This is a genomic window from Enterobacter cloacae complex sp. CDL013, assembly GCF_049238805.1.
Classification (GTDB): domain Bacteria; phylum Pseudomonadota; class Gammaproteobacteria; order Enterobacterales; family Enterobacteriaceae; genus Enterobacter; species Enterobacter hormaechei_C.
In genome coordinates this window covers 228,003-253,054 of record NZ_JBMKGT010000004.1, presented here as the reverse complement: position 1 = coordinate 253,054, position 25,052 = coordinate 228,003, and the positions used below count along the sequence as shown (strand labels likewise).

Below are 25,052 nucleotides of genomic sequence, written 5' to 3'. Positions count from 1 at the left end.
ATTGCTTATTTTTTGGGTAATACAATGTAATTGCGATGTCGCTTAGCTGCAATTTTAGTGTCACGAAAGTGTGCTGTTGTTAGGATTTGGTTTATAAAATCGGATTTTTGAATACAGTCGCATCGTGGTATACGGAGGCTGAGGTGGTGGCAGGGGATAAAAAAACGCACTTCACGCCGCGGTGTAAGACTAACGTAATAAACCCGGCGTGTTGTGGCAGAAAATGGGAGACGATCAGGAGAGGAAATTAACGCCTTGTTTCAGCACCAGATCGCAGGCTTTCGTTTTCACCTGTTTCGCCAGAGATGAATTTCCAAGGGTGCTGAGGTTCAGCTGCTGGCCATTTTGCGCGTTCAGCAGGCCCTGAATACCGTCCATATAGTTGGTGTCCGCTTTCTGCTCCTGGGTGTCCAGACCCAGTTTACCCAGCACCTGGTTTTTGATGTTTTCGGTATCGGTGACGGAAGCCAGTTTCTGCTTCGCGCAGTATTCCAGAATGCCCGCCGCATTGTTCATCGTGCCGGCGCTCAGGCTTTGGGAGCTGTTACTCAGCAGGCCGGTGAGGGACGAGGCTGACAGCCCGCCCTGGGACGTGCCGCTCTCTTTGGTTAACTCACTTGCTGCGCTGGAGAGCGACTCCTGCCATGATGCGGCCTGCGCTGCGCCAGTCACCAGCAGGGCGCCAGTAAGGATGCTGATAAGAAACTGTTTTTTCATAATGATTTACTCTACAAGGTCCGTTTTGGGCCAGAAGTGGGTTCAGTATATACCTCTGCTCTTCCGGCGCTCCCTGGAAATATCTTAATACTCTTTGCCGGTGACGCGGCTGCGGTAGCTGTCCCAGTCGAAGATGACGTACAGGCTGTTACCCAGCTTCATGCGATCCATCACCCGCTCGCCAAGAAGTCGGGTCATCTCGTCGATATTGTGGTTCGTCAGCATACCGGTTGGGCGTTTTGACGACGAACGGCGATCGACAATCTGGTTGATGATCACTTTTTCGTAGCGGGACTCCGTCTGGACGCCGATCTCGTCGATGACCAGCAAATCCACGTTACTTAAATCATTCAGCAGCTGTTCTTCGCTGGTTTCGCGGTTGCTGAAGGTGTCCTTCATGGCGGACATAATATCGGCCACGGTGATAATCAGCACTGACTTCCCGCGCAGCAGCAGCTCGTTGCAGATAGCGGCCGCAAGGTGATTTTTCCCCGTGCCGGGTTTTCCGCTAAAGATGAAGCTGGCAATGTTGCCGTCAAATTCATCCACATACTGGCGCGCCTGGTTGAGGGCGTTCATCTGCCCCTGCGACTCGACCTTATAATTCTCGAAGGAGCAGTTCTGGTGCAGAGGGCGAATGCCAGAGCGGTTAAAGGTGCGCTGCATTTTCATCGCGCGGTTTTCGCGGGCGAGGGCAGCCGCGCGAATTTTACCCTGCTCTTTTTGCCACGCCAGCAGCTCTTCACCCGTGGTGAAGGCGGGCTTCACGTTGGTGGGCATCATCTTCTGCAAACGTTTCATCAGGTCGCCGACGTTTTTCATTTCGCACCTCGGAATCCATCAGGGATTTTTTTGTCCGGTTCTGAAAAGGCATTGATATCACGTTTTGGCTGGCCATTGTTGCTGGCGCGGTTGATTTGAAGACTGCGCGCGAACTTTTGCTGCCACTGAACATGGTGGAAGACTTTTCCTTCAGCCTGCCAGTAAGCGGTAAAGGCCGCCAGCTCTTCTGGCGTCGCGGGCTGCGCGAGGGCTATTCCCCATAAGGCCGCCTGCCGCTGAAAATCGGCGTCCGGCTGCCAACCGGCGTACATGGGAAATTTCCCCATTGGAACGGCCACCGGAGCGCTGGCGGGTTCGTCAAAAAACTGATTATCCAGCATGACATCGCTCGCCGGGCGCGACAGCTTCGCTTCAATTTCCAGAAGCTGCGCCAGACGTTCCGGCGTGACCGCATAAAACGCCGGGGCGTTGTCGGCAAATACCGCGAGCGTGCCGCCTTCGGCGTGCGTCAACACACCGCGAGGATCGCGCATAAAGGCATCAATGCCAGCAATGCTGGTGGTCAGGATTCTGGAGGACATAACACTTTCTCAACTGATTACTACGGGCGTGATTGAGGGTTATGGTAGCACAGAGAGAGGAGAGGAAAGGAGAGGATTTCCCCGGCGGCGTTACGCTTACCGGGGCTAAAATCACAGGAGCTGATTACGCGATGATGTTCAGCGTCACGTCGATATTGCCGCGCGTCGCGTTAGAGTACGGACAGACGATATGCGCCGCATCCACCAGTTTTTTGGCTTCCGCTGCGTCCATCCCTTCAACGTGGATGTTCAGCTTCGCTTCGATACCAAAACCGGTTGGCAGCGGGCCAATCCCCACTTCGCCTTCAATAAAGGCATCTTTTGGCAGAGCGAATTTGTCGCGTGCCGCAACGAATTTCATTGCGCCCAGGAAGCAGGCGGAGTAGCCCGCAGCGAACAGCTGTTCAGGGTTGGTTACTTCACCCCCCATGCCACCCATCTCTTTGGGGACACCCAGTTTGACATCCAGAACGCCATCGGAAGACGTTGCGCGGCCATCACGGCCTCCGGTTGCTTTGGCTTTGGCAGTGTAAACAACTTTTTCTAAAGACATGGCAGGTTCCTCATCTTACGTTTATATGCACTATTAAATAGCGCGCGATGTATTAAGTTAAAATCAGGCGCGTAAAGTATAGCCTTACGCGCGATGAAGCTGTTGGCGCAAAAGTTCGAGCTGGTGCTTGAGCGCCAGCATGGTGTCGGTATCACACTGCGCTGCACAGCCCACGGCGTGGGGTATCGTCACGGCCTGCTGTTGCAGCGCCCGACCCGCGTCGCTCAGGGTGACGGCGACCTGACGCTCATCCTGACGGGAACGCTGGCGGAAGATTAATCCTGCACTTTCCAGGCGTTTCAGCAGGGGCGTCAGCGTGGCGGAATCCAGGAACAGCCGCTCGCCAATGTCTGATACCGTAATATCATCCTGCTCCCACAGCACCAGCATCACCAGGTATTGCGGGTAGGTCAGGTTAAGCGGCGCCAGCAGTTGCCGGTAGAGCTTGTTAAGCGCCAGATTTGCCGAATAGAGGGCAAAACAGAGCTGGTTATCCAGCAGAAGCGCGTTAGTGGTGTCGTTCATTTTTGCATCCATGAAATGAATATAGATAGTGCGCGATACAATTGCAAGCTATTTTATTATACGCGTGGACGTTTGCGGTAAAGCCATAAGCCGGGGATCGACAGGCCGATGGAGAGCGCGCCCACAATCGACGAGGCTTTAAGGAAGTTGCTCAGAAGCAGGATCATCTGCGGTTCGCTGTAGCCAAAGTGGCTGATTTTGACAGCGGAAATCATCGCCGTATAGGCTGAAATACCCGGGAACATAGGAATGACTGCCGCCACGGTGAACACCTTCGGATGCGCCAGATACCAGCGGGACCACTGAATACCGATGCTGCCGACCAGCATGGAGGCGATAAACGTCGACCATTCGATATTAAAGCCCGCGGTCATCATGATCATACGTGAGCCGTGGCCAATGGCACCCAGCAGCGCACACCAGGGTAATGCACGCTGCGGGACGTTAAACACCATCGCAAAGCCAACGGCGGGAAGGGCTGCCAGGAGCATGTCCTGCGCCAGTGCGAGCAGAAAATCGATCACGCCCATCCGCGTAACCCCCAGAGTGTCATGGCCATTACCACCCCGATACAGGTCGCCAGCGTCAGCAGGCTGGCTATCGCCCAGCGCGCCAGACCGGTGTTGATGTGGCCTTTGAACATATCAGCGACGGCATTGATTAAGGGAAAACCCGGCACCAGCAGCAATACGCTGGCGGCCATCGCAACAGTAGGCGTGCTGGCGAAGTAAGGCTGGCGCAAAAGCAGGCCGGATACGGTTGTCGCCACAAATGCCGTGATGCAGAAGTTTATTTGCGGATGCAGTTGCCTGTGCGTCAACAACTGGCGGACATACATCGCGATGCTGCTGGCAAAGAATGTCACGACAGCGCCGTCCCATCCGCCCGCGTTGAGCTTGCAGAAGCAGGCGCAGGAGAGTCCCACCATCAGCACAACCAGCCAGCGTGGATACCGGAGAGGTTTGATCTGGTTGAAGCGTTTCTCTATTTCCCGCAGATCGAGCAGCCTGTGTTCAGCAAGGATCACAATGTGCTGCACTTCCGTCACGACGTGCATGTTAATGCCGCGGTCATGATTTTTACGAGTGGAGGTGAGGCACTGTCCGTCTTTAATGGTGGTCAGTACAATGGCATTTGACGAGATGGAGCTCTCAACGCTGTCCATCCCCAGCGCCAGACCAAGGCGTGTGGAAAGTTCTTCGACGAGGGCGCTTTCTGCCCCGTGTTGTAAAAGAAAAAGTCCGCACTGAATACATAGCCGCGTGGTAGCACGTTGCGTAGACCGATCTGCCTGCATGAAACGCCCTGAAGAGAAGAGAGATTGCTTACTTTTAACACAAAGGGCAGGGCCCTTTGCGCTGGGCCAGATCAACATTTGTGCGATCAGTTGCGTGTCCAGCATGGCGAAGAGGCCGTATCTTTATTTATTTAATGAATATGTGACGAGAATTTATAAAAAAAATATATTAAGTATTTCTAATTTCATATTTTCGATCTTTTCACACAACCAGAATTAAATTCTTGTAGTCTTTATGCGATATTAAGACTGTATTGGGCGTTTCATAACCCATGTGACATTTCTTCTGGTTTACGAATATTAAGCCGTTTTGTACTAAGGAATACAAACGTGTTTAACCTCGTAGGGTTAGTTCGTTCTTAAATAATGAATTCATGACATGGAGGGTCTATGTTGCCATTGAATGGTAAACACGGAGTTGTGATTAGCAGAGTGCCGGTTATGCAAAATGGGTTAGGTGGCGTCATGTCGCGTCATTTTCCCGATTTTGAGATAACGTACTGCCGTTCGATGCAGGAGTTGACGCTACTTCAGTTGCGTCGCGCCGGGGTCGTTATTGCCGATATTTCGGGTGAGTATCGTAATCCTCGCGGCACGCTTGAGCAGTATTATGGATTAATGAATCAGTATCGGGATATTCACTGGATATTCCTTGTCTCGCGTCCTCTTTATCCGCTTGCAGTAGAGCTTCTTATGCGTCCGGAAAGCACGCTGCTTTCAGATATGGAGCCTATTGAAGGCGTCATTAACGCTATTCGCGCGGGCAGTGAACGTGCCGAGCGAATAAGCCAGACGTTATTAATACCGGAAACGCCCGATATTGAAGAGGAGAGTGAGCAAATGATTGCACTCACTCACTCTGAACGCAAGGTGTTGCGTTTACTCGGTAAAGGTTGGGGAATCAACCAAATTGCCACACTACTGAATAAAAGTAATAAAACGATCAGCGCACAGAAAAACAGTGCAATGCGTCGCTTATCACTTCGCAGTAATGCCGATATGTACGCGTGGATAAGCAGTACCCAGGGAATGCGAGAACTCAGTTTAATGTCGGCTTATGGAGAGTTTGAGGAATGGAAAAGACCACTGCAACAAGACATATCGCCGTCATCGAAAGCTGCTCAATGAGCGCTGTGGGGTTGAAGCATCTCTTTGCGATGCCCAGCCTGAGCCATTACCAGGTGCACCTGTTTAGCAGATTCGCCAGCTTTAAAGCGGCGCTCTCGGATATCTCATTCTATGCGGTTATCTATTCACTGTCTGATGAGCGTGAGGAGCGGAGAAACTGTCTTGCCTGTTTACGGGATCTCACCTTCACCCACAGCGACGTCCAGCGTATTGTGCTGGCCTCTGACGAAATGGAGGCGAGGCTGGTCAGCCATCTTTCGCCTTCTCGCTTGCATGGAATCATCAGTAAATCGGTTCCGCTAAAGCAGCTAATGGAGGGCCTGAAGACATTACTCAGCGAAACGCATCAGGTGAACGACAACATGTACAATCACTGGTGTGTTAGCAATCGTATGTTAAGCCCAACCGAGAGGGCGATTCTGCGTTATATGTCATCGGGTTTTTCGATCCCTGAAATTGCAGCACAGCTTGAACGCAATATTAAAACTATCCGGGCGCATAAGTTTAACGCCATGGTAAAGCTGGGCGTCAATTCTGACGTGGGATTACTGGATGCGGCGGATATCCTGGCGCATCTCCCTGCCCGGGAAGTTCGTCGTTCCGCTCTCACCGTTCCTTCATTCTCTTAGCGTTAAATGATGCGCCAGAGTGCTTCTGGCGCATCGTTCAAATGCACACATCCACCCATTTTGCTGCGGTCAGTTCCGCCATTCTGTCGGGCGATATACGCACCGCACTGTGGATGGCGCCCGCTGCGGGTAACACTTCCGCGTATTGTTTTAATGTGATGTCACAGTAAACAGAAAGCGGGTTTTCCAGTCCGAAAGGGCAGACGCCGCCAACAGGATGACCTGTCAGGGTGACTACCTCATCGCTGCTGAGCATGCGGGCTTTTGCGCCGAATGTCTCTTTAAGCTTTTTGTTATCCAGACGCGCATCGCCTTTTGCAACCACCAGAATCACGTCATTTTTAATTTTTAGTGACAGCGTTTTGGCAATTTGGCCGGGTTCAACGTTGTGCGCGGCAGCAGCAAGGGCAACAGTCGCTGTGCTTTGGTTAAGCTCAATGATCTCTATATCCGGAGCGTGTTCGGCAAAAAACTGTTGTACAGACTGCAAACTCATTGATTCCTCCTGACAAATATCCTGCGTAATCTGTCATAAGAATTTAGTCGCTGTAAATATCCCTTAAGTAACAAATATCCGTCAGGGGCGATTTCTGGATCGCCTTCACATTCACAGAAACCGGTTACAGTAACCGGTTGCAGAGCGTGATGCAGAGATTAATACTGAGTGTGTAACTTCCCCTGTATCTAATAATAAGAGCTAATTATGAAACCATTCCGTTTGAGCAGTACCGCAGGTACACGATCCGGCAAGGTTGTGACGCTGATGTATGGAACAACGTGTGACGTGAGAACGTCCGAAACGAACGTATGACAGGAGATCTGCTATGTCTGCCAACCATGCTGCATTTAATCTGATTTTCCGCTTCGTTGAAAATTATGTTAGCCCTATTGCCGGGCGCATCTCTTCCCAGCGTCACGTTATGGCTATTCGTGACGGGTTTATCTCAGCGATGCCGTTTATGATTGTGGGCTCGTTTCTGTTAGTGTTCGCTTACCCACCTTTTTCGCCTGATACCACCTGGGGTTTTGCTCGCGCCTGGCTGGATATGGCGAAGCAGTTTGAAGGCCAAATTCTGACGCCGTTTGATATGACAATGGGGGTGATGTCCCTTTATATCTGTGCGGCTATTGCCTACAACCTGGGCAAACATTACGTTAAAACCCATCAGCTGGATCCGTTCATGTGCGCGATGCTGTCGCTGATGGCGTTCCTGCTGGTCGCCGCCCCTAAAACCAAAGGCGCTTTGCCGGTCGATAGCCTGGGAGGGACCGGTATTTTCACCGCGATTCTGGTGGCGATCTATTGCGTTGAGATGATGCGTTTCCTGAAAGCACACAATATCGGGATCCGCCTGCCAGACCAGGTTCCGCCGATGATCAAAAACTCGTTTGATCTGCTGATCCCGGTGCTGGTGGTGGTGCTGACGCTCTATCCGCTGAGTCTGCTGATCCAGTCGCAGTTCGGTATGCTGATCCCACAGGCCATCATGTCGATATTCAAACCGCTGGTCTCTGCGGCTGACTCGCTGCCTGCGATCCTGCTGGCGGTGCTGATTGGCCACCTGCTGTGGTTTGCCGGGATCCACGGCGCGGCGATTGTCTCCGGGATGCTGCAAATGTTCTGGCTGACGAACCTGGGGGCGAACCAGACCGCGCTGGCGGCAAGCCAGCCTTTGCCACACATCTTTATGGAAGCCTTCTGGACGTTCTTTATCGTTATCGGCGGATCGGGGGCGACGATGGGTCTGGTGTTCTGCTATCTGCGTAGCCGCTCCGCGCACCTGCGCTCTATTGGACGTCTGAGCGTGGTGCCAAGCATTTTCAATATCAATGAGCCGGTGATTTTCGGTACGCCGATTGTGATGAACCCGGTGTTCTTTATTCCTTTCCTGCTGGCGCCGATGGTTAATGCCGTGCTGGCATGGGCAGCGATGAAGTTTGATCTGATTGGCCGCGTGATTTCCGTCGTGCCGTGGACGGCACCGGCTCCGGTTGGTGCCGCCTGGGCGCTGGGCTGGGATTTCCGTGCAGCCATTCTGGTGCTGGTTTTGGCCTGCGTTTCCGCGATTATCTATTTCCCGTTCTTCAAGGTGTACGAGAAACAGTTGCTTCAGCAGGAAGCGGAAGAAGCACAGCGTAATGGAGAAGAGGAAAATGAGCAGGTCGCTTAGGTAAAAGCAAAACGGCAACGCAGGTTGCCGTTTTTAGTGTTTGTTCCCTCTCTCTGCGGGTATCAGGCCGGGCCAGACTACTTAAGCGTGCAATCGCCGCACTGCTGGACGTCCGGCAGACGGTAGCGCTGACAGCAGGTACGACGTACCAGAAGTCCCTCACGCGGAACCACGGTGCGGTAAAGAGGGTTATCCCGTCCATCCGACAGCTGTCTGGCAAAGAAACAGCTCTGACGCAGTGCATCCACTTTCTCGTCGCCGAGCAGCGGCTTCATTTCCGTTAAATACCAGTGGATAAGATACCCGGTATTACTCCAGATCAGTTTGCCGTTAATCTCTCCCGTCGCTTCCAGCGCATCAATGACCGGAACCAGCGCTCTTGTAATCAACCGTTCCATACGCGCCTGCGCTGACAGGTGTCTCGCGCTCGGATCTTCATGTACATCAATCCAGAAACAGGCAGCGCGCCCGGTTTCATGAAATTCAACATGAAAATGTTCCGACGAGAGATCGAGCATCGTTTCCTGGGTCAGCAGGGCTAGCATGACAGGCGGCACCATCAGCCCGATATACCACTGTGCCCAGAGGGATAACAGCGGTTTATTTTCCCGCGTCAGGGTAGGTTGGTTACGATAAATATGGTCGGAATAGGTTGCCAGCAGCGACCGCAGCTCGGCAGGACGTTGCCACTCAGTCAGCGTCAGCGCATGATGCGGCGGTGCTTCATCCAGTTTGATGAAATCCAGCAGATGGGCGCGCGTTACGGCAATTTTTTCCCGAATGGCATCCGCAAGCGTCGTTTCCCCAGCGGAGAGTGGAGCTCGCCAGAGCAGGGGCTCAACGATGTGTGCGGTACGAGTCGCCATAGTGTGGATTACAAATCTAAATGATAATGATTGCCAATCCTAACTATAGATAAAACCGAGCGCAAGCGTTTTATCCTGGCGCTGTGAAGGCAGTTTCAGGCAGTATGAAGCTCTTCGCTCAGCAGAATGCTGTTACGTCCCATATGCTTGGCTTCATAGAGGGCTTTATCCGCTTTCGCCAGCGCGCCCTCAACGTCTTCACCTTCGAACATGGCGATGCCGATGCTGATGGTCACGTTAGTGGCGACGCTTTCGTTAAACATATGGGGGATTTTAAGATCGTAAACCTTCTGACGTATGCGTTCAGCCGTCTGGCGCGCTTGCTCCAGCGGGATGTTACTCAACAGCACCATAAATTCTTCCCCGCCAAACCGGGCGACAACATCGCGTGAGCGCACGGCGTCGCGTATCGCAGCCGAGACCCTGCTCAAGGCCTGATCGCCCATCATATGGCCGTAATGGTCGTTGTAGGCTTTGAAGTGGTCGATATCCATCAGCAGCACGAAGTGCTCGCCAGCGTCAGGCCTGGGAAGGTTCTCCAGCCGGCTTTGCAGCCCGCGACGGTTATACAGGCCGGTGAGCGGGTCCATCATGCTGAGATCGGTCAGGGTTTCGCGCTCCTCCAGCAGTTCGGAAAGCAGCTCCTGGGCGAAACGGTCATTGCGCCGCTGAAGAACATGATGGATACCAATGGCGACCACCGGCAGCGCGAAAAAATAGGCCATTCTCAGCCAGTTTTCGGACGGGCTAAGCCACAGGCAGGATATAAATGCGGGAAATGAATGTAACGTAAAGGCTTTAATATTACTCGCGAACGCCAGAGACCCTATAAAAAGCACTGTTAATAGCGCCATCATTAAATAGGTCGCGTGATCGTACGTGATTAACAGAAATTTAGAGACGATCTGCCAGGCCCATAAAAGACCAAAAATAGCTGAAACAACAGGGATATTTATTTTTCGCGTGCTGTTTTTCCAGTGCCAGATAAGTAAGCCTGTGCTGATAGTCAGTACGGCAAAGAGCGGGACTGATAACACACGTACGGAATAGAGAGGATTTGTTACCGAGAACAATGCTGATGCGGCGTTCAGAAATAAAAACAAACGTAAAGATAGCTGATATTTCTTGTTGACTAAAGACAGCCAGGATTGTGATGTCATATGCGTGCGTTTTTATTAAAACTCAATTAAAACAATGAGCAAGGTGTTGTTGTGTAATATTGGTCGCTACAAAATTGAATTTTTATTATCAGAAAAACTTTATCGGAATTTAACAGGTGGGCAATTTATCACCTTACACATTCTCTGTCATTATGGGAAAGCAATTGCTGGCGCAATTTCTTACGTCGCCTGCTGACAAGTGATAATTACTATCATATGATACTGGTTATCATTATCAGTGCGAGAGGTGAAACCATGTTGAGCAAAGCGCTGGGAAGTGGGTGGGGAATATTACTGCCTGGTTCCATTATCGGTGGGCTGATGTTTACCGATCTCCCCATTGATGTCTGGAAAGCAATGATTGTTTCAGGCTTGCTGGTGACATCCGCGATGATCTGGCACAAACAGTTACGGCATTATGTCCTGCTGCCTTCATGCGTGGCGCTAATCAGTGGACTGCTGGTGATTCTGATGAGTTTGAAATAAAAGGGAAAAAGAAGAGGCACTGCTGAGAGGATGTAAGATAATTGGTGCGAGGGGGGGGACTTGAACCCCCACGTCCGTAAGGACACTAACACCTGAAGCTAGCGCGTCTACCAATTCCGCCACCTTCGCACAGTCATCTTACTGGTTTGATATCGCCTCGTTGGTGCGAGGGGGGGGACTCGAACCCCCACATCCTAAGGACACTAACACCTGAAGCTAGCGCGTCTACCAATTCCGCCACCTTCGCCCAGTGCGAGCAATATCAACGTGATTTATGGTGCGAGGGGGGGGACTTGAACCCCCACGTCCGTAAGGACACTAACACCTGAAGCTAGCGCGTCTACCAATTCCGCCACCTTCGCATACCATCGACACTGTAAAAGTATCGTAACCACGGAGGCGCATTCTAGATGTTTTCAGCTTTACGTCAACAGAAAATTGCGCACGTTGTTTTGATTGCTGCAAAATTGGGCGATGGCAGCGTCAGCCATCGCCGGACCGGGGGGTTACTTTTTCGCCTGGCGCGTCATCACGGTGCGATAGACCTTAAAGCGGCCCGTCTGGGCGATCACTTCGTGGAAGCCAAAGGTTTCATCCAGCACTTTCGGGTACGCGAGGAAGGCGTTCGCTACGATACGCAGCTCACCGCCGCTGTTGAGGTGACGGGTTGCGCCACGGATCAGCGTTTGCGCCGCTTCAAGGCTGGTCTCCATTCCGTCGTGGAACGGCGGGTTAGAGATGATCATGTCAAAGCGACCGGTCACGTCGGAGAAGACGTTGCTGGCAATCACGTCGCCTTCAATGCCATTCGCAGCAAGCGTGGCGCGGCTGGCTTCTACCGCCGGAGCGCTCACGTCACACAGGGTTAAACGCACTTTTGGTGAGTGACTGGCGAGAACCGTTGACAGCACGCCCGCGCCACAGCCGACGTCCAGCACTTTGCCCTTGGTATGAGGCGTCAGGGTGGACAGCAGCAGCTTACTGCCCGTATCGAGCGCATCACGGCTGAACACGCCCGGCAGGGTTTTAATGGTCAGGCCTTCAAGCTGGTACTCGTCCCAGAAGGCGTCGGCATCGAAGGTGGTCTGTTTTTCCAGACGACCATGGTACAGGCCGCAGCGACGGGCGCTGTCGATTTTCGTCAGCGGCGCCCAGGCTTCGAGCATCTGCTCTGCGCTACGCACCCCGCTGCGGTTTTCACCGACAACAAAAATATCGCAGCCGACCGGCAGCAGAGAAAGCAGGTTCATCAGCTGGAACTGGGCTTCCGGCTTGTTTTTCGGCCAGTAGTAAATGAGCGTATCGCAGTCAGCAATATCGCTCTGCTCCGCCGCCAGGCTAAAGCGCGCGCGCTCGCCCATCTGACGGCTCAGCACTTGCCAGTGGTGATAGTACTGGGTGTGGGCACGGCTTTCAGCACAGTCGAAACGTGCGGGCAGGTCATCCTGCATATCTCCGGCAAACAGAATACGGCTTTCTTCGAAATCATCACTGTGACGCAGCAAGACTTCACTTGCCGGGGTAAATGCAGACATGAATTGTTCCTCAATAAACTCAGGCGGGGATTATAGTAGGTAGATGGCGCAGTTTCGACACATTTGCTATATTTGCGCGCCTGAGAGACAGGAGTTTTCGCTATGACATCCCGACGAGACTGGCAGTTGCAGCAACTGGGTATCACCCAGTGGGCTTTGCGTCGCCCGACGGCGTTGCGGGGCGAAATAGCCATCTCCATCCCTGCGCATGTCCGCCTGGTGATGGTGGCAGAAGCGCCGCCTGCCCTGAACGAGCCCCTGATTGAGGATGTCCTTCGCAGCCTGAAGGTGACCCACGATCAGGTATTACAGCTGGCGCCCGAAAGCGTCGCGATGCTTCCCCCTGACAGCCGCTGTAACAGCTGGCGAATCGGGGCGGTGGATGAGCTACCCCTTGAAGGAAGCCAGATCAGCTCGCCAGCGCTGGACGAACTGAAAGCCAACCCAAAAGCGCGTAGCGCGCTATGGCAACAAATTTGCGAATATGAACACGATTTCTTCCCTCACGACGGCTGACCTGACCCCCGCGTTCGCGATTGAAACCCGCGCCCATGCCTTTCCGTGGAGCGAAAAGACGTTTGCCAGCAATCAGGGCGAACGCTATTTAAATCTCCGCCTGGACGTTGACGGTGCGATGGCTGCGTTCGCCATCACGCAGGTCGTTCTGGACGAGGCGACGCTGTTTAATATCGCGGTCGATCCCGCATACCAGCGCCGCGGGCTGGGCAGGGAACTGCTTGAGCACCTCATTCGTGAGCTGGAAACCCGTGACGTTTTCACCCTGTGGCTGGAGGTGCGCGCGTCCAATGTCGCCGCCATCGCGCTCTATGAAAGCTTAGGCTTCAACGAGGCGACTATCCGCCGTAACTACTACCCCACCGCAGAGGGACGTGAAGACGCCATTATCATGGCTCTGCCGATTGGATAACGAAAATAAGGTTGTAACGATGAAATGGGACTGGATTTTCTTTGATGCCGACGAAACGCTGTTTACGTTTGACTCGTTCGGCGGCCTACAGCGGATGTTTCTCGACTATAGCGTGACGTTCACCGCGGAAGATTTTCAGGACTATCAGGCGGTGAACAAACCGCTGTGGGTGGATTACCAGAACGGAGCCATCACCGCGTTACAGCTTCAGCATCAGCGTTTTGACGTGTGGGCTGAACGGTTAAACGTGAGTCCTGGGGTGCTGAACGAGGCCTTCCTGAATGCGATGGCGGATATCTGCGCGCCGCTGCCCGGCGCCGTTTCTTTGCTGGATTCGCTGAAAGGGAAGGTGAAGCTTGGGATCATTACCAACGGCTTTACCGCGCTTCAGCAGATTCGCCTTGAACGCACCGGCCTGCGCGATCATTTCGACGCGCTGGTGATTTCCGAAGAGGTGGGCGTACCGAAGCCGGATCCGCGTATTTTCGATTATGCGCTGGCGCAAGCGGGCAATCCTGACCGCGATCGCGTGCTGATGGTGGGGGATACGGCAGAATCTGATATTCTGGGAGGTATGAGATCGGGCCTGTCGACCGTCTGGCTGAATGCGCATGACCGCATGCTGCCGGAAGGCATCGAGCCGACCTGGACCGTTACGTCATTGAACGAACTGGAGCAGCTCCTGTGTAAACAATGATTGCCTGCCCCCTGTTGATGGGTAAAATAGCCGCATTTTTCGTATTCCATGATGCGCGGCCTGCTGCCGCGCTTACCTAAGAAGAATTGATTATGACGTTGTCTCCTTATCTGCAAGAGGTGGCCAAACGCCGCACTTTTGCCATTATCTCGCACCCGGATGCCGGTAAAACGACCATCACCGAGAAGGTGTTGCTGTTCGGACAGGCGATCCAGACCGCGGGTACCGTTAAAGGCCGTGGCTCCAGCCAGCATGCTAAATCCGACTGGATGGAGATGGAAAAGCAGCGTGGTATTTCGATTACCACCTCCGTGATGCAGTTCCCGTATCACGACTGTCTGGTGAACCTGCTGGACACCCCGGGGCACGAAGACTTCTCCGAAGATACCTACCGTACCCTGACGGCGGTGGACTGCTGCCTGATGGTGATCGACGCCGCGAAAGGTGTTGAAGATCGTACCCGCAAGCTGATGGAAGTCACCCGTCTGCGCGATACGCCGATCCTCACCTTTATGAACAAACTCGACCGTGACATCCGTGATCCGATGGAGCTGATGGATGAAGTGGAAAACGAGCTGAAGATTGCCTGCGCGCCAATCACCTGGCCGATTGGCTGCGGCAAGCTGTTCAAAGGGGTTTACCACCTCTATAAAGACGAAACCTACCTGTACCAGACCGGTAAGGGTCACACCATTCAGGAAGTGCGCATCGTTAAAGGTCTGGACAACCCGGATCTGGACGCAGCGGTTGGTGAAGAGCTGGCCGCGCAGCTGCGCGATGAGCTGGAGCTGGTTAAAGGCGCGTCGCACGAGTTCGACCGAGAGCTGTTCCTGAGCGGTGAAATTACCCCGGTCTTCTTCGGTACCGCCCTCGGCAACTTCGGCGTTGACCATATGCTCGACGGTCTGGTGGAGTGGGCCCCGCAGCCAATGCCGCGTAAAACCGACACCCGCGAAGTAGAAGCAAAGGAAGAGAAGTTCTCCGGCTTCGTCTTTAAAATTCAGGCCAACATGGACCCGAAACACCGCGACCGCGTTGCCTTTATGCGCGTGGTCTCCGGTAAGTACGAGAAGGGCATGAAGCTGCGTCAGGTCCGTATCGGTAAAGACGTGGTGATCTCCGACGCGCTGACCTTCATGGCGGGCGACCGTTCGCATGTAGAAGAAGCCTATCCGGGTGACATCATTGGTTTACACAACCACGGTACCATTCAGATTGGCGATACCTTCACGCAGGGCGAGATGATGAAGTTCACCGGTATCCCGAACTTCGCGCCAGAACTGTTCCGCCGCATTCGCCTGCGCGATCCGCTGAAGCAGAAGCAACTGCTGAAAGGCCTGGTCCAGCTTTCCGAAGAGGGGGCTGTACAGGTGTTCCGCCCTATTGCTAACAACGATCTGATCGTGGGCGCGGTGGGTGTGCTCCAGTTTGACGTGGTGGTTGCCCGTCTTAAGAGCGAGTACAACGTGGAAGCGATTTACGAATCGGTGAACGTGGCGACCGCCCGCTGGGTTGAATGTTCAGACGTGAAGAAATTCGAAGAATTTAAACGTAAGAACGAAGTTCAGCTGGCGCTGGACGGTGGCGATAACCTGACCTATATCGCCCCGACCATGGTTAACCTGAACCTGACGCAGGAACGTTATCCTGATGTTCAGTTCCGCAAAACGCGCGAGCATTAATTCCCTCTCAGAGCACGGCAGCCGCCGTGCTCTTCTTTAATTCCTGTGTTATTAAACCCTTGCGGAATGTTCTTAATTCACCGCAATTTTTCGCTATTCGTTCGTTTTTTCCCCAATTCTGAATGCACCCCTCTGATTGTGATCTATATTTAACTCAGTGTTTAGCACCGGGCGTGGATGAATTAACTGTTCAATGCATGTCCATTGGTTCTCCATTTTGCCCCGGTGTTAATTCGCAATATATAAAACCAAGATTTAGGGAAGTATGTCGCCCAAATAACGGGCAAAACACAGGAATAAATCGATGAATATGACAAGACTGAAGATTTCTAAAACTCTGCTGGCTGTAACGTTGGGTAGTGTCCTGGTAAGCGGTTCTGCTCTGGCGGAATCCAGCACTATGGATAAAGCGCAAAGTTCCGCCAATACTGCAGGGGAAAAAATCGATAGCTCTATGAATAAAGTCGGTAATTTCATGGATGACAGCTCAATCACAGCAAAAGTGAAAGCCGCATTGGTGGATCACGACTCCATTAAGAGCACCGATATTTCTGTAAAAACCGACAACAAGGTTGTTACCCTGAGCGGTTTCGTTGAAAGCCAGACCCAGGCCGAAGAAGCCGTTAAAGTGGCGAAAGGCGTTGAGGGCGTAAGCTCCGTCAGCGACAAACTGCACGTACGTGACAGCAAAGAATCGTCCGTGAAGGGCTATGCCGGAGATGCAGCAACTACCAGCGAAATCAAAGCTAAACTGTTAGCTGACGACATCGTGCCATCCCGTATGGTGAAAGTTGAAACCACCGATGGTGTGGTCCAGCTGTCCGGTACGGTTGAGAATCAGGCACAAAGCGATCGTGCCGAGTCAATTGCGAAAGCGATTGATGGTGTGAAAAGCGTCAAAAACGATCTGAAAACGAAGTAAAGCAGTACCATTCGCCCGTCAGGCTGAAAACCGCGGGCGAAATAAAAACGATTCTGGAAAAGCCGGTGAGTGACCTGAGCGCTCACGTTTAGCGGCCGACATTAACTATGGTAAAGGAGAGGCTTATGTTTCGTTGGGGCATTATATTTCTGGTTATCGCGTTAATTGCCGCCGCATTGGGCTTTGGTGGACTGGCGGGTACCGCGGCATGGGCAGCGAAAATTGTCTTCGTCGTCGGTATTATTCTGTTCCTGGTCAGCCTGTTTACGGGTCGACGTCGCCCGTAGCAAACGCAATATTTACTAAACAAACTCAAGCCAGTCCTCGTGACTGGCTTTTTCTCGTTTGAGAACCATCGGGGAAGTGCGTTACTGTGTCTCATCACAATAATGAAAACAGGAAGGCAGAGGTGGGGCAACGAATTCCCGTTACGCTCGGCAATATTGCGCCGCTGACGTTAAAACCGTTTCATGCAGGCCAGCTTGCGCTGGTCTGTGAAGGGGGCGGGCAGCGCGGTATTTTTACCGCCGGCGTGCTCGACGAATTTATGCGCGCGCAATTCAACCCGTTCGATCTCTATTTCGGCACCTCTGCCGGGGCGCAGAACCTCTCCGCCTATGTCTGCAACCAGCCCGGCTATGCGCGCAAAGTGATTATGCGCTATACCACCTCGAAAGAATTCTTCAATCCGGTACGCTTCGTGCGCGGCGGGAACCTGATCGATCTCGACTGGTTACTGGATGCCACCTCCAGCCAGATGCCGCTGGCCATGGATACCGCGTCACGACTGTTCGATACCGGCAAAGAGTTCTGGATGTGCGCCAGCCGTGGCGATGACTATTCGCCGGGTTACTTTTCGCCGCAGAAAGAGAACTGGCTGGATATCATCCGCGCGTCCAGCGCGATCCCGGGATTCTACCGCACCGGCGCGTTGCTGGAGGGGATAAGCTATCTTGACGGTGGTATCAGCGACGCGGTGCCGGTACAGGAGGCGGCGCGGCGCGGGGCAAAAACCATTGTGGTGATCCGTACGGTGCCTTCGCAGATGTATTACACCCCACAGTGGTTTAAGCGGATGGAACGCTGGCTGGGCGACAGCAGCCTGCAACCGCTGGTGAATATTGCGAAGCAGCATGAAACCACCTACGGCGCGATGCAGCGTTTTATTGAAAAACCACCGGGCAAGCTGCGCATCTTTGAAATTTATCCGCCGAAGCCGCTGTTGAGCATGGCGCTGGGCAGTCGGTTGCCTGCGTTGCGTATGGATTACAAAACGGGGCGGCTGTGCGGGCGTTACTTCCTGGCGACCGTCGGGAAAATGCTGGCCGAGCAACCGCCTCTTCATCGGCATAAAAGCATTATTTTGCCGCCTGCCGTTGTGGCCAATGACGCGGTGGCGATGCCGCTGGTGGACGCGCCGCAGGCCAACGATGGCTTACTCGATAACGAGGATCTGGCGTGACGCACTGCTTTATCGATACCCATTGCCACTTTGATTTCCCGCCGTTTAGCGGGGAGGAAACATCCAGTCTTGCGCGTGCGGCTGAGGCCGGTGTGAGAGCCATTATTGTGCCCGCTATTGAAGCGGCGAGATTCGAGAAAGTTCTGGCGCTTGCCCGGGGGCACGATGCGCTGTATGCCGCGTTGGGTCTGCATCCGATCGTTATTGAGCACCATCTTGATGACCATCTCGACAGGCTGGATGCCACGCTGCAAAACGCGGATACGAAGCTGGTTGCCATCGGTGAGATCGGCCTCGATCTCTATCGTGAAGATCCGCAGTTTGAACGCCAGCAGACGATTCTGGACGCGCAGCTCCGGTTGGCAAAGCGCCACGATCTGCCGGTGATCCTCCACTCCAGACGTACCCATGACAAACTGGCGATGCACCTGAAGCGCATCGACGTGCCGCGCAGGGGCGTGGTCCATGGTTTCGCTGGAAGCCTTCAGCAGGCGCAGCGTTTTATCGAGCTGGGCTATAAAATTGGCGTCGGTGGCACCATTACCTATCCGCGTGCCAGCAAAACCCGTGATGTGATGGCACAGCTCCCGCTGACCTCGCTCCTGCTGGAAACGGATGCGCCTGACATGCCGCTGAATGGTTTTCAGGGCCAGCCTAACCGCCCGGAGCAGGCGGCGCGCGTTTTTGATGTGCTGTGTGAGTTGCGTCAGGAGCCTGAAGATGTGATTGCCAGCGCACTGCTGGAAAATACCCGAGCGGTCTTCGGCATCACGCTATAGATAAAGGGCCGGGCGGATCACCGTGATCTGCTGCCGTTCCAGGGCCTGCGCCAGCGGCTCGATGTCCTCCGGCGTGGCGCTCCGCCATCTCGCCGCCTCCCCGTAAACCCCATGGGCATGAAACGCGTTGATCCGCACCGGAACGTTCCCCAACGTGTGGATAAAAGCGGTCAGCGATGGCAGATGTTGCAGATAATCACACCGATCGGGGATCACCAGCAGGCGCAGCTCCGTCAGGCGATGACGATCGGCCAGCCAGCGGATGCTCTGCTTGATCAGCGTGTTTTCGCGCCCGGTCAGAAAACGGTGATGTTCATTGCCCCAGGCTTTCAGATCCACCATCGCGCCGTCAAACACCGGAAACAGCTTTTGCCAGCCGGTTTCGCTTAACAGGCCGTTGCTGTCCACCAGGCACGTCAGATGGCGCAGGGACGGATCGGTTTTGATTGCGGTGAAAAGCGCAACCAAAAACGGCAGCTGCGTGGTGGCCTCACCCCCGCTGACGGTCACGCCCTCAATAAACGGCGCGCACGTGAGAACCCGGGAGAGGATCTCCTCGACGCTATATCGCTGCGCCATCGGCGTCGCCTGCTTCTGACACAGGTGCAGGCAGGTGTCGCACTGCTGACAGTGACTCTCCTGCCACCAGATGCGCCCGGCCTGAATCGTCAGCGCATCATGCGGACAGTGGGGTACACAGTCGCCGCAGTCGTTGCAGCGCCCTATCGTCCACGGGTTGTGGCAGGTTTTGCAGCGCAGGTTACAGCCCTGGAGGAACAACGCCAGGCGGCTGCCCGGCCCGTCCACGCAGGAGAAGGGTATGACCTGACTAACTAAAGCGCATCTGCTGTTCATGACTTATCACGCGCGGCTGACGTTCCAGAATACGGGTATTGCGCGCGGCCTCCTCGCCGAGCCAGGTGGTGTTGGTGCGCGAGCCGGCCTCCCGGTATTTCTCCAGATCGGAGAGCCGCACCATATAGCCGGTAACGCGCACGAGATCGTTACCCGCAACGTTGGCGGTAAACTCGCGCATCCCCGCCCTGAACGCGCCGAGACAGAGCTGGACCACTGCCTGCGGGTTACGTTTTACCGTTTCATCCAGCGTCAGAATGTCGCTGATCCCGGAAGCGTAGTGCTTGTGGTGCGGCGCAACGGCCAGCAGGTGGCTGATGGGATCCGGCTCGTCGCCGTAGGGCAGGCGCGCGCCCGGCGTGGTGCCCGAGTCAGAGCTGATCCCCGACTGCGCATGAAGCATCGCGCGCTGCTTCCAGCCGTGTTTCACCGGCGTGTTTTCGACAAACGCCGCAAGCTGTTCACTGATGCGGTAGCCCAGCGCATTGGCCTGTTCGTTCTTACCGTAACGTCCCGTAATGCCTGCTTTCTGGCACAGCACGTTCACCGCTTCGGCCAGACCGTACATGCCAAACATCGGCACAAAGCGATCGGCATCAATCAGCCCCTCTTTTACCAGGAAGCTATTCTCAAAGAAGCCGGATTGTTCATATAAAAAATCGCAGCGCGCATTAATGATCGCGATTTGTTGCTGGCAGTAGTGGGGAAGGGTACGGGTGAAAAAGTCTTCCGGTGAGCGGCTGTGTTCCGCAATCGCTTTCAGGTTTAGGCGCACCAGCGTGCTGCCGCCGCCCGCCAGCGGCAGGGAGTTGTAACAGCTCACCACGCCATAGCGACCTTTTGTGAAAATTTTATCATTCACCGGGCCATTAGAAATATGCGGCTTACTACATTCACAAATGTTTTTCGCCACGCTCAGCAGCAGATCGCTGGGGGTTACATCCGGGTCGTAGATAAAGGTCAGGTTCGGCGCAACCTGCTTTAGTTCTGCATCCGCGCGAAGGATGGCTCGGGTGACAGGCGTATCCGCCGGGCCGATATTGGCATGCATAAACGCATCGGGCAGCGTTCTGTCCAGGTAACGCCAGAAACGTTTTATTCGGCTATCGATTTCATCCTGTGTTAGAATTTTAACATAGGGGCTGAGTATTTCATCGAGCTGGCCCAGATAGACCGGCATCGATGTGACGGACGGAACATGGTGATAAAGGATAGTGAGCAGCGAGAGGGCATCATCCAGATCTTTCGCCCCTTCCAGCTCCAGCCATTCTGAGCCGTTAGCCAGAAATTTAGCGTAGTCCGGCAGCACGTAGCGCGGTTTGTAAGGCGCATGGCCTTCGAACATGTCGCAGATGAATCCCTCGTCCAGTGCGGCGCGGGCCGCCTCTGGCAGAGCGGGATAGGGCAGATTGTTCTCCGCTTCCAGCGCCAGAAAATGACGTTTTTGTTCTGGGGTTAACACCGGGCTGGTCACAATGTGCTGGCAACGTTGTTGCAGGGCGTCGGGCATGTTCACTTCCTTGGTTGTTCTGCGGATAGTGAACGAATTGTAGGAAGCCAGCCTGGTGGCGCTTTTGATCAGAAAGGGGATATCGCCGATTTAGTCAGCAATTAACGCACTAAAATTTGAAGCAGATCTCATTACAGTAATGCAAATTTGCACACAGTTTTCATTAACTGTGATGAATGTCGAAGTGTGGATGCGGGTGAATGTTAGAATACTCACAGACCCGCAAGGTAAAATTTATACGGCACTGCCGTTGGAGAATGTTATGACCGATTTAACTGCAAGCAGCCTGCGCGCGTTGAAACTGATGGACCTGACCACCCTGAACGATGACGACACCAATGAAAAAGTCATCGCCCTGTGCCATCAGGCGAAAACGCCAGTGGGTAACACCGCCGCCGTCTGTATCTATCCGCGCTTCATCCCGATTGCCCGCAAAACGCTGAAAGAGCAGGGCACGCCGGAAGTGCGCATTGCCACCGTAACTAACTTCCCGCACGGCAATGACGATATCGAGATCGCTCTGGCAGAAACCCGCGCAGCGATTGCGTACGGCGCAGACGAAGTTGACGTGGTATTCCCGTACCGCGCGCTGATCGCCGGCAACGAGCAGGTCGGTTTTGACCTGGTGAAAGCCTGTAAAGACGCGTGTGCGGCGGCAAACGTGCTGCTTAAAGTGATCATTGAAACCGGCGAGCTGAAAGAAGAGGCGCTGATTCGTAAGGCGTCTGAAATCTCCATCAAAGCGGGCGCGGATTTCATTAAAACCTCTACCGGTAAAGTGCCGGTCAACGCTACCCCGGAAAGCGCACGCATCATGATGGAAGTCATCCGTGATATGGGCGTGTCCAAAACCGTTGGCTTCAAACCGGCAGGCGGCGTGCGTACCGCAGAAGATGCGCAGCAGTTCCTGGCGATTGCCGACGAGCTGTTCGGCGCCGACTGGGCGGACTCCCGCCACTACCGCTTCGGCGCGTCCAGCCTGCTGGCCAGCCTGCTGAAAGCGCTGGGTCACGGTGACGGTAAGAGCGCAAGCAGCTACTAAGTTTGAATTGCCGGGTGGCGCTACGCTAACCCGGCCTACAGGATCGTGGGGCGGGTCAACATACCCGCCGCCATTCACCCGATTCCGCATGGAGGTTACCGTGTTTCTCGCACAAGAAATTATTCGTAAAAAACGTGATGGTCATGCATTAAGCGACGAAGAAATCCGCTTCTTTATCAATGGCATTCGTGATAACACCATCTCTGAAGGGCAGATTGCGGCTCTGGCGATGACCATTTTCTTCCACGATATGTCGATGCCTGAGCGCGTGTCGCTGACCATGGCGATGCGAGATTCAGGAACCGTTCTGGACTGGAAAAGCCTCAACCTCAACGGCCCGATTGTGGACAAACACTCCACCGGCGGCGTGGGCGACGTGACCTCCCTGATGCTTGGCCCGATGGTGGCAGCCTGCGGCGGTTACATCCCGATGATTTCCGGGCGCGGCCTGGGCCACACCGGCGGTACGCTCGACAAACTGGAAGCCATTCCGGGCTTCGATATCTTCCCGGATGACAACCGCTTCCGCGACATTATTAAAGACGTTGGCGTGGCGATTATCGGCCAGACCAGCTCTCTTGCTCCGGCTGACAAGCGTTTCTACGCGACGCGTGACATTACCGCGACTGTAGACTCCATCCCGCTGATCACCGCCTCTATCCTTGCCAAAAAACTGGCGGAAGGTCTGGATGCGCTGGTGATGGATGTGAAAGTGGGCAGCGGCGCGTTTATGCCAACCTATGAACTCTCTGAGGCGCTGGCCGAAGCGATCGTTGGCGTTTCCAACGGCGCGGGCGTGCGCACCACCGCACTGCTGACGGACATGAACCAGGTGCTGGCCTCCAGCGCCGGGAACGCGGTTGAAGTCCGCGAGGCTGTGCAGTTCCTCACAGGCGAATACCGTAACCCGCGCCTGTTCGATGTCACCATGGCGCTGTGCGTTGAGATGTTAATCTCCGGCAAGCTGGCCAAAGACGACGCTGACGCGCGCGCGAAGCTTCAGGCGGTGCTGGACAACGGCAAAGCGGCGGAGATCTTTGGTCGGATGGTGGCGGCGCAGAAAGGCCCGACCGACTTCGTGGAAAACTACGCGAAATACCTGCCCACCGCGATGCTCAGCAAAGCGGTCTATGCGGATAGCGAAGGCTTTGTCTCGGCTATGGATACCCGCGCGCTCGGCATGGCTGTCGTGTCTATGGGCGGCGGTCGTCGTCAGGCATCGGACACCATTGATTACAGCGTCGGCTTTACCGATATGGCCCGTCTGGGTGACTGCGTTGACGGCCAACGTCCGCTGGCGGTGATCCACGCGAAAGATGAAGCCAGCTGGCAGGACGCGGCGAAAGCGGTGAAGGCGGCAATATCTCTTGACGATAAAGCACCGGAAACCACACCGACGGTCTATCGTCGTATCACTGAATAGCGGTATACTGATCTGATCGCATTTTTATGAAGCACTAAGTACGGAGAACAATTATGAAACGTGCATTTATTATGGTGCTGGACTCATTCGGCATCGGCGCAACCGAAGATGCAGAACGATTTGGTGACGTGGGTTCCGATACCCTGGGTCACATCGCGGAAGCCTGTGCAAAAGGCGAAGCGGACAACGGTCGTAAAGGCCCTCTGAACCTGCCAAACCTGACCCGTCTGGGGCTGGTAAAAGCGCATGAAGGCTCTACCGGTAAGATCGCAGCCGGTATGGACGGTAACGCGGAAGTGGTGGGCGCCTACGCGTGGGCGCACGAGCTCTCTTCCGGTAAAGATACTCCGTCCGGCCACTGGGAAATCGCCGGCGTGCCGGTGCTGTTCGACTGGGGTTACTTCTCCGATCACGAGAACAGCTTCCCGCAAGAGCTGCTTGATAAGCTGGTGAAGCGCGCCAACCTGCCGGGCTACCTCGGTAACTGCCACTCTTCCGGTACCGTGATTCTGGACCAGCTCGGCGAAGAGCACATGAAAACCGGCAAGCCGATTTTCTATACCTCTGCTGACTCCGTGTTCCAGATCGCCTGCCATGAAGAGACGTTTGGCCTGGATAAACTGTACGAGTTGTGCGAAATCGCCCGTGAAGAGCTGACCGAAGGCGGCTACAACATTGGCCGCGTTATCGCGCGTCCGTTTATCGGCGACAAAGCGGGTAACTTCCAGCGTACCGGCAACCGTCACGATCTGGCTGTGGAGCCACCGGCGCCGACCGTGCTGCAAAAACTCGTCGACGAGAAAGACGGTCACGTGGTTTCCGTGGGTAAAATCGCGGACATTTACGCCAACTGCGGCATTACCAAAAAGGTCAAAGCGACCGGTCTGGATGCGCTGTTCGACGCCACCATCAAAGAGATGAAAGAAGCGGGCGATAAGACCATTGTCTTCACCAACTTCGTGGACTTCGACTCCTCCTGGGGCCACCGTCGCGACGTCGCCGGTTATGCTGCGGGTCTGGAGCTGTTTGACCGCCGTCTGCCAGAGCTGATGGAGCTGGTGGGAGAAGATGACATTCTGATCCTGACCGCTGACCATGGCTGTGACCCGACCTGGACCGGTACCGACCACACCCGTGAGCACATTCCGGTGCTGGTGTACGGCCCGAAAGTCAAACCGGGCTCGCTGGGTCACCGTGAAACCTTCGCGGACATCGGCCAGACGATTGCGAAATACTTTGGTACGTCTGACATGGAATATGGCAAGGCTATGTTCTAAACGGATTGGGTGAGGCCTGATGCCCTCACCCCGACCCTCTCCCA

Annotated in this window: 28 protein-coding genes and 3 tRNA genes; 15 read left to right on the top strand and 16 right to left on the bottom strand. The window is 54.4% G+C overall.

Annotated features, from left to right (window positions below):
- Positions 1–234: 234 nt before the first annotated feature.
- The 7 genes from ACOTXD_RS09540 to ACOTXD_RS09510 form a co-directional block, all read right to left on the bottom strand.
- The gene (locus tag ACOTXD_RS09540; RefSeq protein ID WP_015572603.1) at positions 235–717 is read right to left on the bottom strand and encodes a DUF2501 domain-containing protein; all 483 of its coding nucleotides are present in this window, start codon (positions 715–717) and stop codon (positions 235–237) included.
- An 84-nt stretch (positions 718–801) separates the two neighbouring features.
- Positions 802–1,539, bottom strand: a complete 738-nt coding sequence (gene dnaC, locus ACOTXD_RS09535) for a DNA replication protein DnaC (protein ID WP_061856011.1) — start codon at positions 1,537–1,539, stop codon at positions 802–804.
- The gene (gene dnaT / locus ACOTXD_RS09530) at positions 1,536–2,081 is read right to left on the bottom strand and encodes a primosomal protein DnaT (protein ID WP_003856579.1); all 546 of its coding nucleotides are present in this window, start codon (positions 2,079–2,081) and stop codon (positions 1,536–1,538) included. Before dnaT ends, dnaC begins: the two co-directional genes overlap by 4 nt.
- A gap of 124 nt (positions 2,082–2,205) precedes the next feature.
- Complete coding sequence (locus ACOTXD_RS09525) at positions 2,206–2,634, bottom strand: organic hydroperoxide resistance protein (RefSeq protein ID WP_003856578.1); 429 nt, start codon at positions 2,632–2,634, stop codon at positions 2,206–2,208.
- Positions 2,635–2,718: 84 nt separating this feature from the next.
- Positions 2,719–3,171: a MarR family winged helix-turn-helix transcriptional regulator gene (locus tag ACOTXD_RS09520; RefSeq protein WP_032608457.1), complete on the bottom strand. Its 453-nt coding sequence runs from the start codon at positions 3,169–3,171 to the stop codon at positions 2,719–2,721.
- Positions 3,172–3,215: 44 nt separating this feature from the next.
- Complete coding sequence (locus ACOTXD_RS09515; protein ID WP_003856576.1) at positions 3,216–3,689, bottom strand: threonine/serine exporter; 474 nt, start codon at positions 3,687–3,689, stop codon at positions 3,216–3,218.
- Complete coding sequence (locus tag ACOTXD_RS09510; protein ID WP_003856575.1) at positions 3,680–4,456, bottom strand: threonine/serine ThrE exporter family protein; 777 nt, start codon at positions 4,454–4,456, stop codon at positions 3,680–3,682. Before ACOTXD_RS09510 ends, ACOTXD_RS09515 begins: the two co-directional genes overlap by 10 nt.
- Before the next feature lie 390 nt (positions 4,457–4,846).
- Between ACOTXD_RS09510 and ACOTXD_RS09505 the strand changes: the two genes are divergently transcribed.
- Both ACOTXD_RS09505 and bglJ read left to right on the top strand, forming a co-directional pair.
- Positions 4,847–5,584 carry a helix-turn-helix transcriptional regulator gene (locus ACOTXD_RS09505; protein WP_003856574.1) on the top strand — a complete coding sequence of 246 codons (738 nt, stop codon included), beginning with the start codon at positions 4,847–4,849 and terminating at the stop codon, positions 5,582–5,584.
- Positions 5,581–6,213 (top strand): DNA-binding transcriptional activator BglJ, encoded by a 633-nt coding sequence (gene bglJ / locus ACOTXD_RS09500; protein ID WP_003856573.1) that lies wholly within the window; start codon positions 5,581–5,583, stop codon positions 6,211–6,213. Before ACOTXD_RS09505 ends, bglJ begins: the two co-directional genes overlap by 4 nt.
- A gap of 37 nt (positions 6,214–6,250) precedes the next feature.
- Here the strand turns inward: bglJ and ACOTXD_RS09495 are convergent, their stop codons facing one another.
- Positions 6,251–6,709, bottom strand: a complete 459-nt coding sequence (locus ACOTXD_RS09495) for a YbaK/EbsC family protein (RefSeq protein ID WP_003856572.1) — start codon at positions 6,707–6,709, stop codon at positions 6,251–6,253.
- Between the two features lie 328 nt (positions 6,710–7,037).
- Between ACOTXD_RS09495 and ACOTXD_RS09490 the strand changes: the two genes are divergently transcribed.
- Positions 7,038–8,384, top strand: coding sequence for a PTS sugar transporter subunit IIC (locus ACOTXD_RS09490; protein WP_023324119.1), 1,347 nt, complete (start codon positions 7,038–7,040; stop codon positions 8,382–8,384).
- 77 nt (positions 8,385–8,461) lie between these two features.
- Here ACOTXD_RS09490 and fhuF read toward each other — a convergent pair whose 3' ends face one another.
- Positions 8,462–9,250, bottom strand: a complete 789-nt coding sequence (gene fhuF, locus ACOTXD_RS09485) for a siderophore-iron reductase FhuF (RefSeq protein ID WP_003856570.1) — start codon at positions 9,248–9,250, stop codon at positions 8,462–8,464.
- Between the two features lie 95 nt (positions 9,251–9,345).
- Positions 9,346–10,410: a GGDEF domain-containing protein gene (locus tag ACOTXD_RS09480; protein WP_061856012.1), complete on the bottom strand. Its 1,065-nt coding sequence runs from the start codon at positions 10,408–10,410 to the stop codon at positions 9,346–9,348.
- 216 nt (positions 10,411–10,626) lie between these two features.
- On the opposite strand from ACOTXD_RS09480, the gene ACOTXD_RS09475 reads away from it, so the two are divergent.
- Positions 10,627–10,896, top strand: coding sequence for a DUF1435 domain-containing protein (locus ACOTXD_RS09475; protein ID WP_032628028.1), 270 nt, complete (start codon positions 10,627–10,629; stop codon positions 10,894–10,896).
- Between the two features lie 42 nt (positions 10,897–10,938).
- On the opposite strand, the gene ACOTXD_RS09470 is transcribed toward ACOTXD_RS09475, so the two are convergent.
- The 4 genes from ACOTXD_RS09470 to rsmC form a co-directional block, all read right to left on the bottom strand.
- Positions 10,939–11,025: transfer RNA gene (locus ACOTXD_RS09470), tRNA-Leu, on the bottom strand.
- Positions 11,026–11,057: 32 nt separating this feature from the next.
- Positions 11,058–11,143: transfer RNA gene (locus ACOTXD_RS09465), tRNA-Leu, on the bottom strand.
- A gap of 28 nt (positions 11,144–11,171) precedes the next feature.
- Positions 11,172–11,258, bottom strand: a tRNA-Leu gene (locus ACOTXD_RS09460).
- A gap of 144 nt (positions 11,259–11,402) precedes the next feature.
- Positions 11,403–12,431 carry a 16S rRNA (guanine(1207)-N(2))-methyltransferase RsmC gene (rsmC, locus tag ACOTXD_RS09455; RefSeq protein ID WP_023324121.1) on the bottom strand — a complete coding sequence of 343 codons (1,029 nt, stop codon included), beginning with the start codon at positions 12,429–12,431 and terminating at the stop codon, positions 11,403–11,405.
- 102 nt (positions 12,432–12,533) lie between these two features.
- Here rsmC and ACOTXD_RS09450 point away from each other — a divergent pair, with 102 nt between their 5' ends.
- The 8 genes from ACOTXD_RS09450 to ACOTXD_RS09415 all read left to right on the top strand — a co-directional run bounded on the left by ACOTXD_RS09450 (position 12,534) and on the right by ACOTXD_RS09415 (position 18,901).
- The gene (locus ACOTXD_RS09450) at positions 12,534–12,947 is read left to right on the top strand and encodes a DNA polymerase III subunit psi (protein ID WP_047052526.1); all 414 of its coding nucleotides are present in this window, start codon (positions 12,534–12,536) and stop codon (positions 12,945–12,947) included.
- Positions 12,916–13,359 (top strand): ribosomal protein S18-alanine N-acetyltransferase, encoded by a 444-nt coding sequence (gene rimI, locus ACOTXD_RS09445; protein WP_045331757.1) that lies wholly within the window; start codon positions 12,916–12,918, stop codon positions 13,357–13,359. Before ACOTXD_RS09450 ends, rimI begins: the two co-directional genes overlap by 32 nt.
- 19 nt (positions 13,360–13,378) lie before the next feature.
- Complete coding sequence (gene yjjG / locus ACOTXD_RS09440) at positions 13,379–14,056, top strand: pyrimidine 5'-nucleotidase (RefSeq protein WP_045342573.1); 678 nt, start codon at positions 13,379–13,381, stop codon at positions 14,054–14,056.
- Between the two features lie 92 nt (positions 14,057–14,148).
- A complete protein-coding gene (prfC, locus tag ACOTXD_RS09435; protein WP_003856562.1) occupies positions 14,149–15,738 on the top strand; it encodes a peptide chain release factor 3 in 1,590 nt (529 codons plus the stop codon).
- A gap of 304 nt (positions 15,739–16,042) precedes the next feature.
- Positions 16,043–16,660 (top strand): molecular chaperone OsmY, encoded by a 618-nt coding sequence (gene osmY, locus ACOTXD_RS09430; RefSeq protein ID WP_003856559.1) that lies wholly within the window; start codon positions 16,043–16,045, stop codon positions 16,658–16,660.
- A 125-nt stretch (positions 16,661–16,785) separates the two neighbouring features.
- The gene (locus tag ACOTXD_RS09425; protein WP_003856556.1) at positions 16,786–16,947 is read left to right on the top strand and encodes a DUF1328 domain-containing protein; all 162 of its coding nucleotides are present in this window, start codon (positions 16,786–16,788) and stop codon (positions 16,945–16,947) included.
- A 122-nt stretch (positions 16,948–17,069) separates the two neighbouring features.
- Positions 17,070–18,122, top strand: coding sequence for a patatin-like phospholipase family protein (locus ACOTXD_RS09420; RefSeq protein ID WP_003856550.1), 1,053 nt, complete (start codon positions 17,070–17,072; stop codon positions 18,120–18,122).
- Positions 18,119–18,901: a TatD family hydrolase gene (locus tag ACOTXD_RS09415; RefSeq protein ID WP_045342575.1), complete on the top strand. Its 783-nt coding sequence runs from the start codon at positions 18,119–18,121 to the stop codon at positions 18,899–18,901. The genes ACOTXD_RS09420 and ACOTXD_RS09415 overlap by 4 nt, the downstream gene beginning before the upstream one ends.
- On the opposite strand, the gene ACOTXD_RS09410 is transcribed toward ACOTXD_RS09415, so the two are convergent.
- The gene (locus tag ACOTXD_RS09410) at positions 18,896–19,756 is read right to left on the bottom strand and encodes a YjjW family glycine radical enzyme activase (RefSeq protein WP_061856013.1); all 861 of its coding nucleotides are present in this window, start codon (positions 19,754–19,756) and stop codon (positions 18,896–18,898) included. The genes ACOTXD_RS09415 and ACOTXD_RS09410 overlap by 6 nt on opposite strands.
- Complete coding sequence (locus ACOTXD_RS09405; RefSeq protein ID WP_022650366.1) at positions 19,731–21,266, bottom strand: YjjI family glycine radical enzyme; 1,536 nt, start codon at positions 21,264–21,266, stop codon at positions 19,731–19,733. The genes ACOTXD_RS09410 and ACOTXD_RS09405 overlap by 26 nt, the downstream gene beginning before the upstream one ends.
- A 262-nt stretch (positions 21,267–21,528) precedes the next feature.
- Between ACOTXD_RS09405 and deoC the strand changes: the two genes are divergently transcribed.
- The 3 genes from deoC (at position 21,529) to deoB (ending at position 25,008) form a co-directional block, all read left to right on the top strand.
- A complete protein-coding gene (gene deoC, locus ACOTXD_RS09400) occupies positions 21,529–22,308 on the top strand; it encodes a deoxyribose-phosphate aldolase (RefSeq protein WP_032645921.1) in 780 nt (259 codons plus the stop codon).
- Between the two features lie 100 nt (positions 22,309–22,408).
- Positions 22,409–23,731 (top strand): thymidine phosphorylase, encoded by a 1,323-nt coding sequence (deoA, locus tag ACOTXD_RS09395; protein ID WP_045335566.1) that lies wholly within the window; start codon positions 22,409–22,411, stop codon positions 23,729–23,731.
- Between the two features lie 53 nt (positions 23,732–23,784).
- Positions 23,785–25,008 carry a phosphopentomutase gene (deoB, locus tag ACOTXD_RS09390; RefSeq protein WP_003856540.1) on the top strand — a complete coding sequence of 408 codons (1,224 nt, stop codon included), beginning with the start codon at positions 23,785–23,787 and terminating at the stop codon, positions 25,006–25,008.
- The last annotated feature ends 44 nt before the right edge of the window (positions 25,009–25,052 follow it).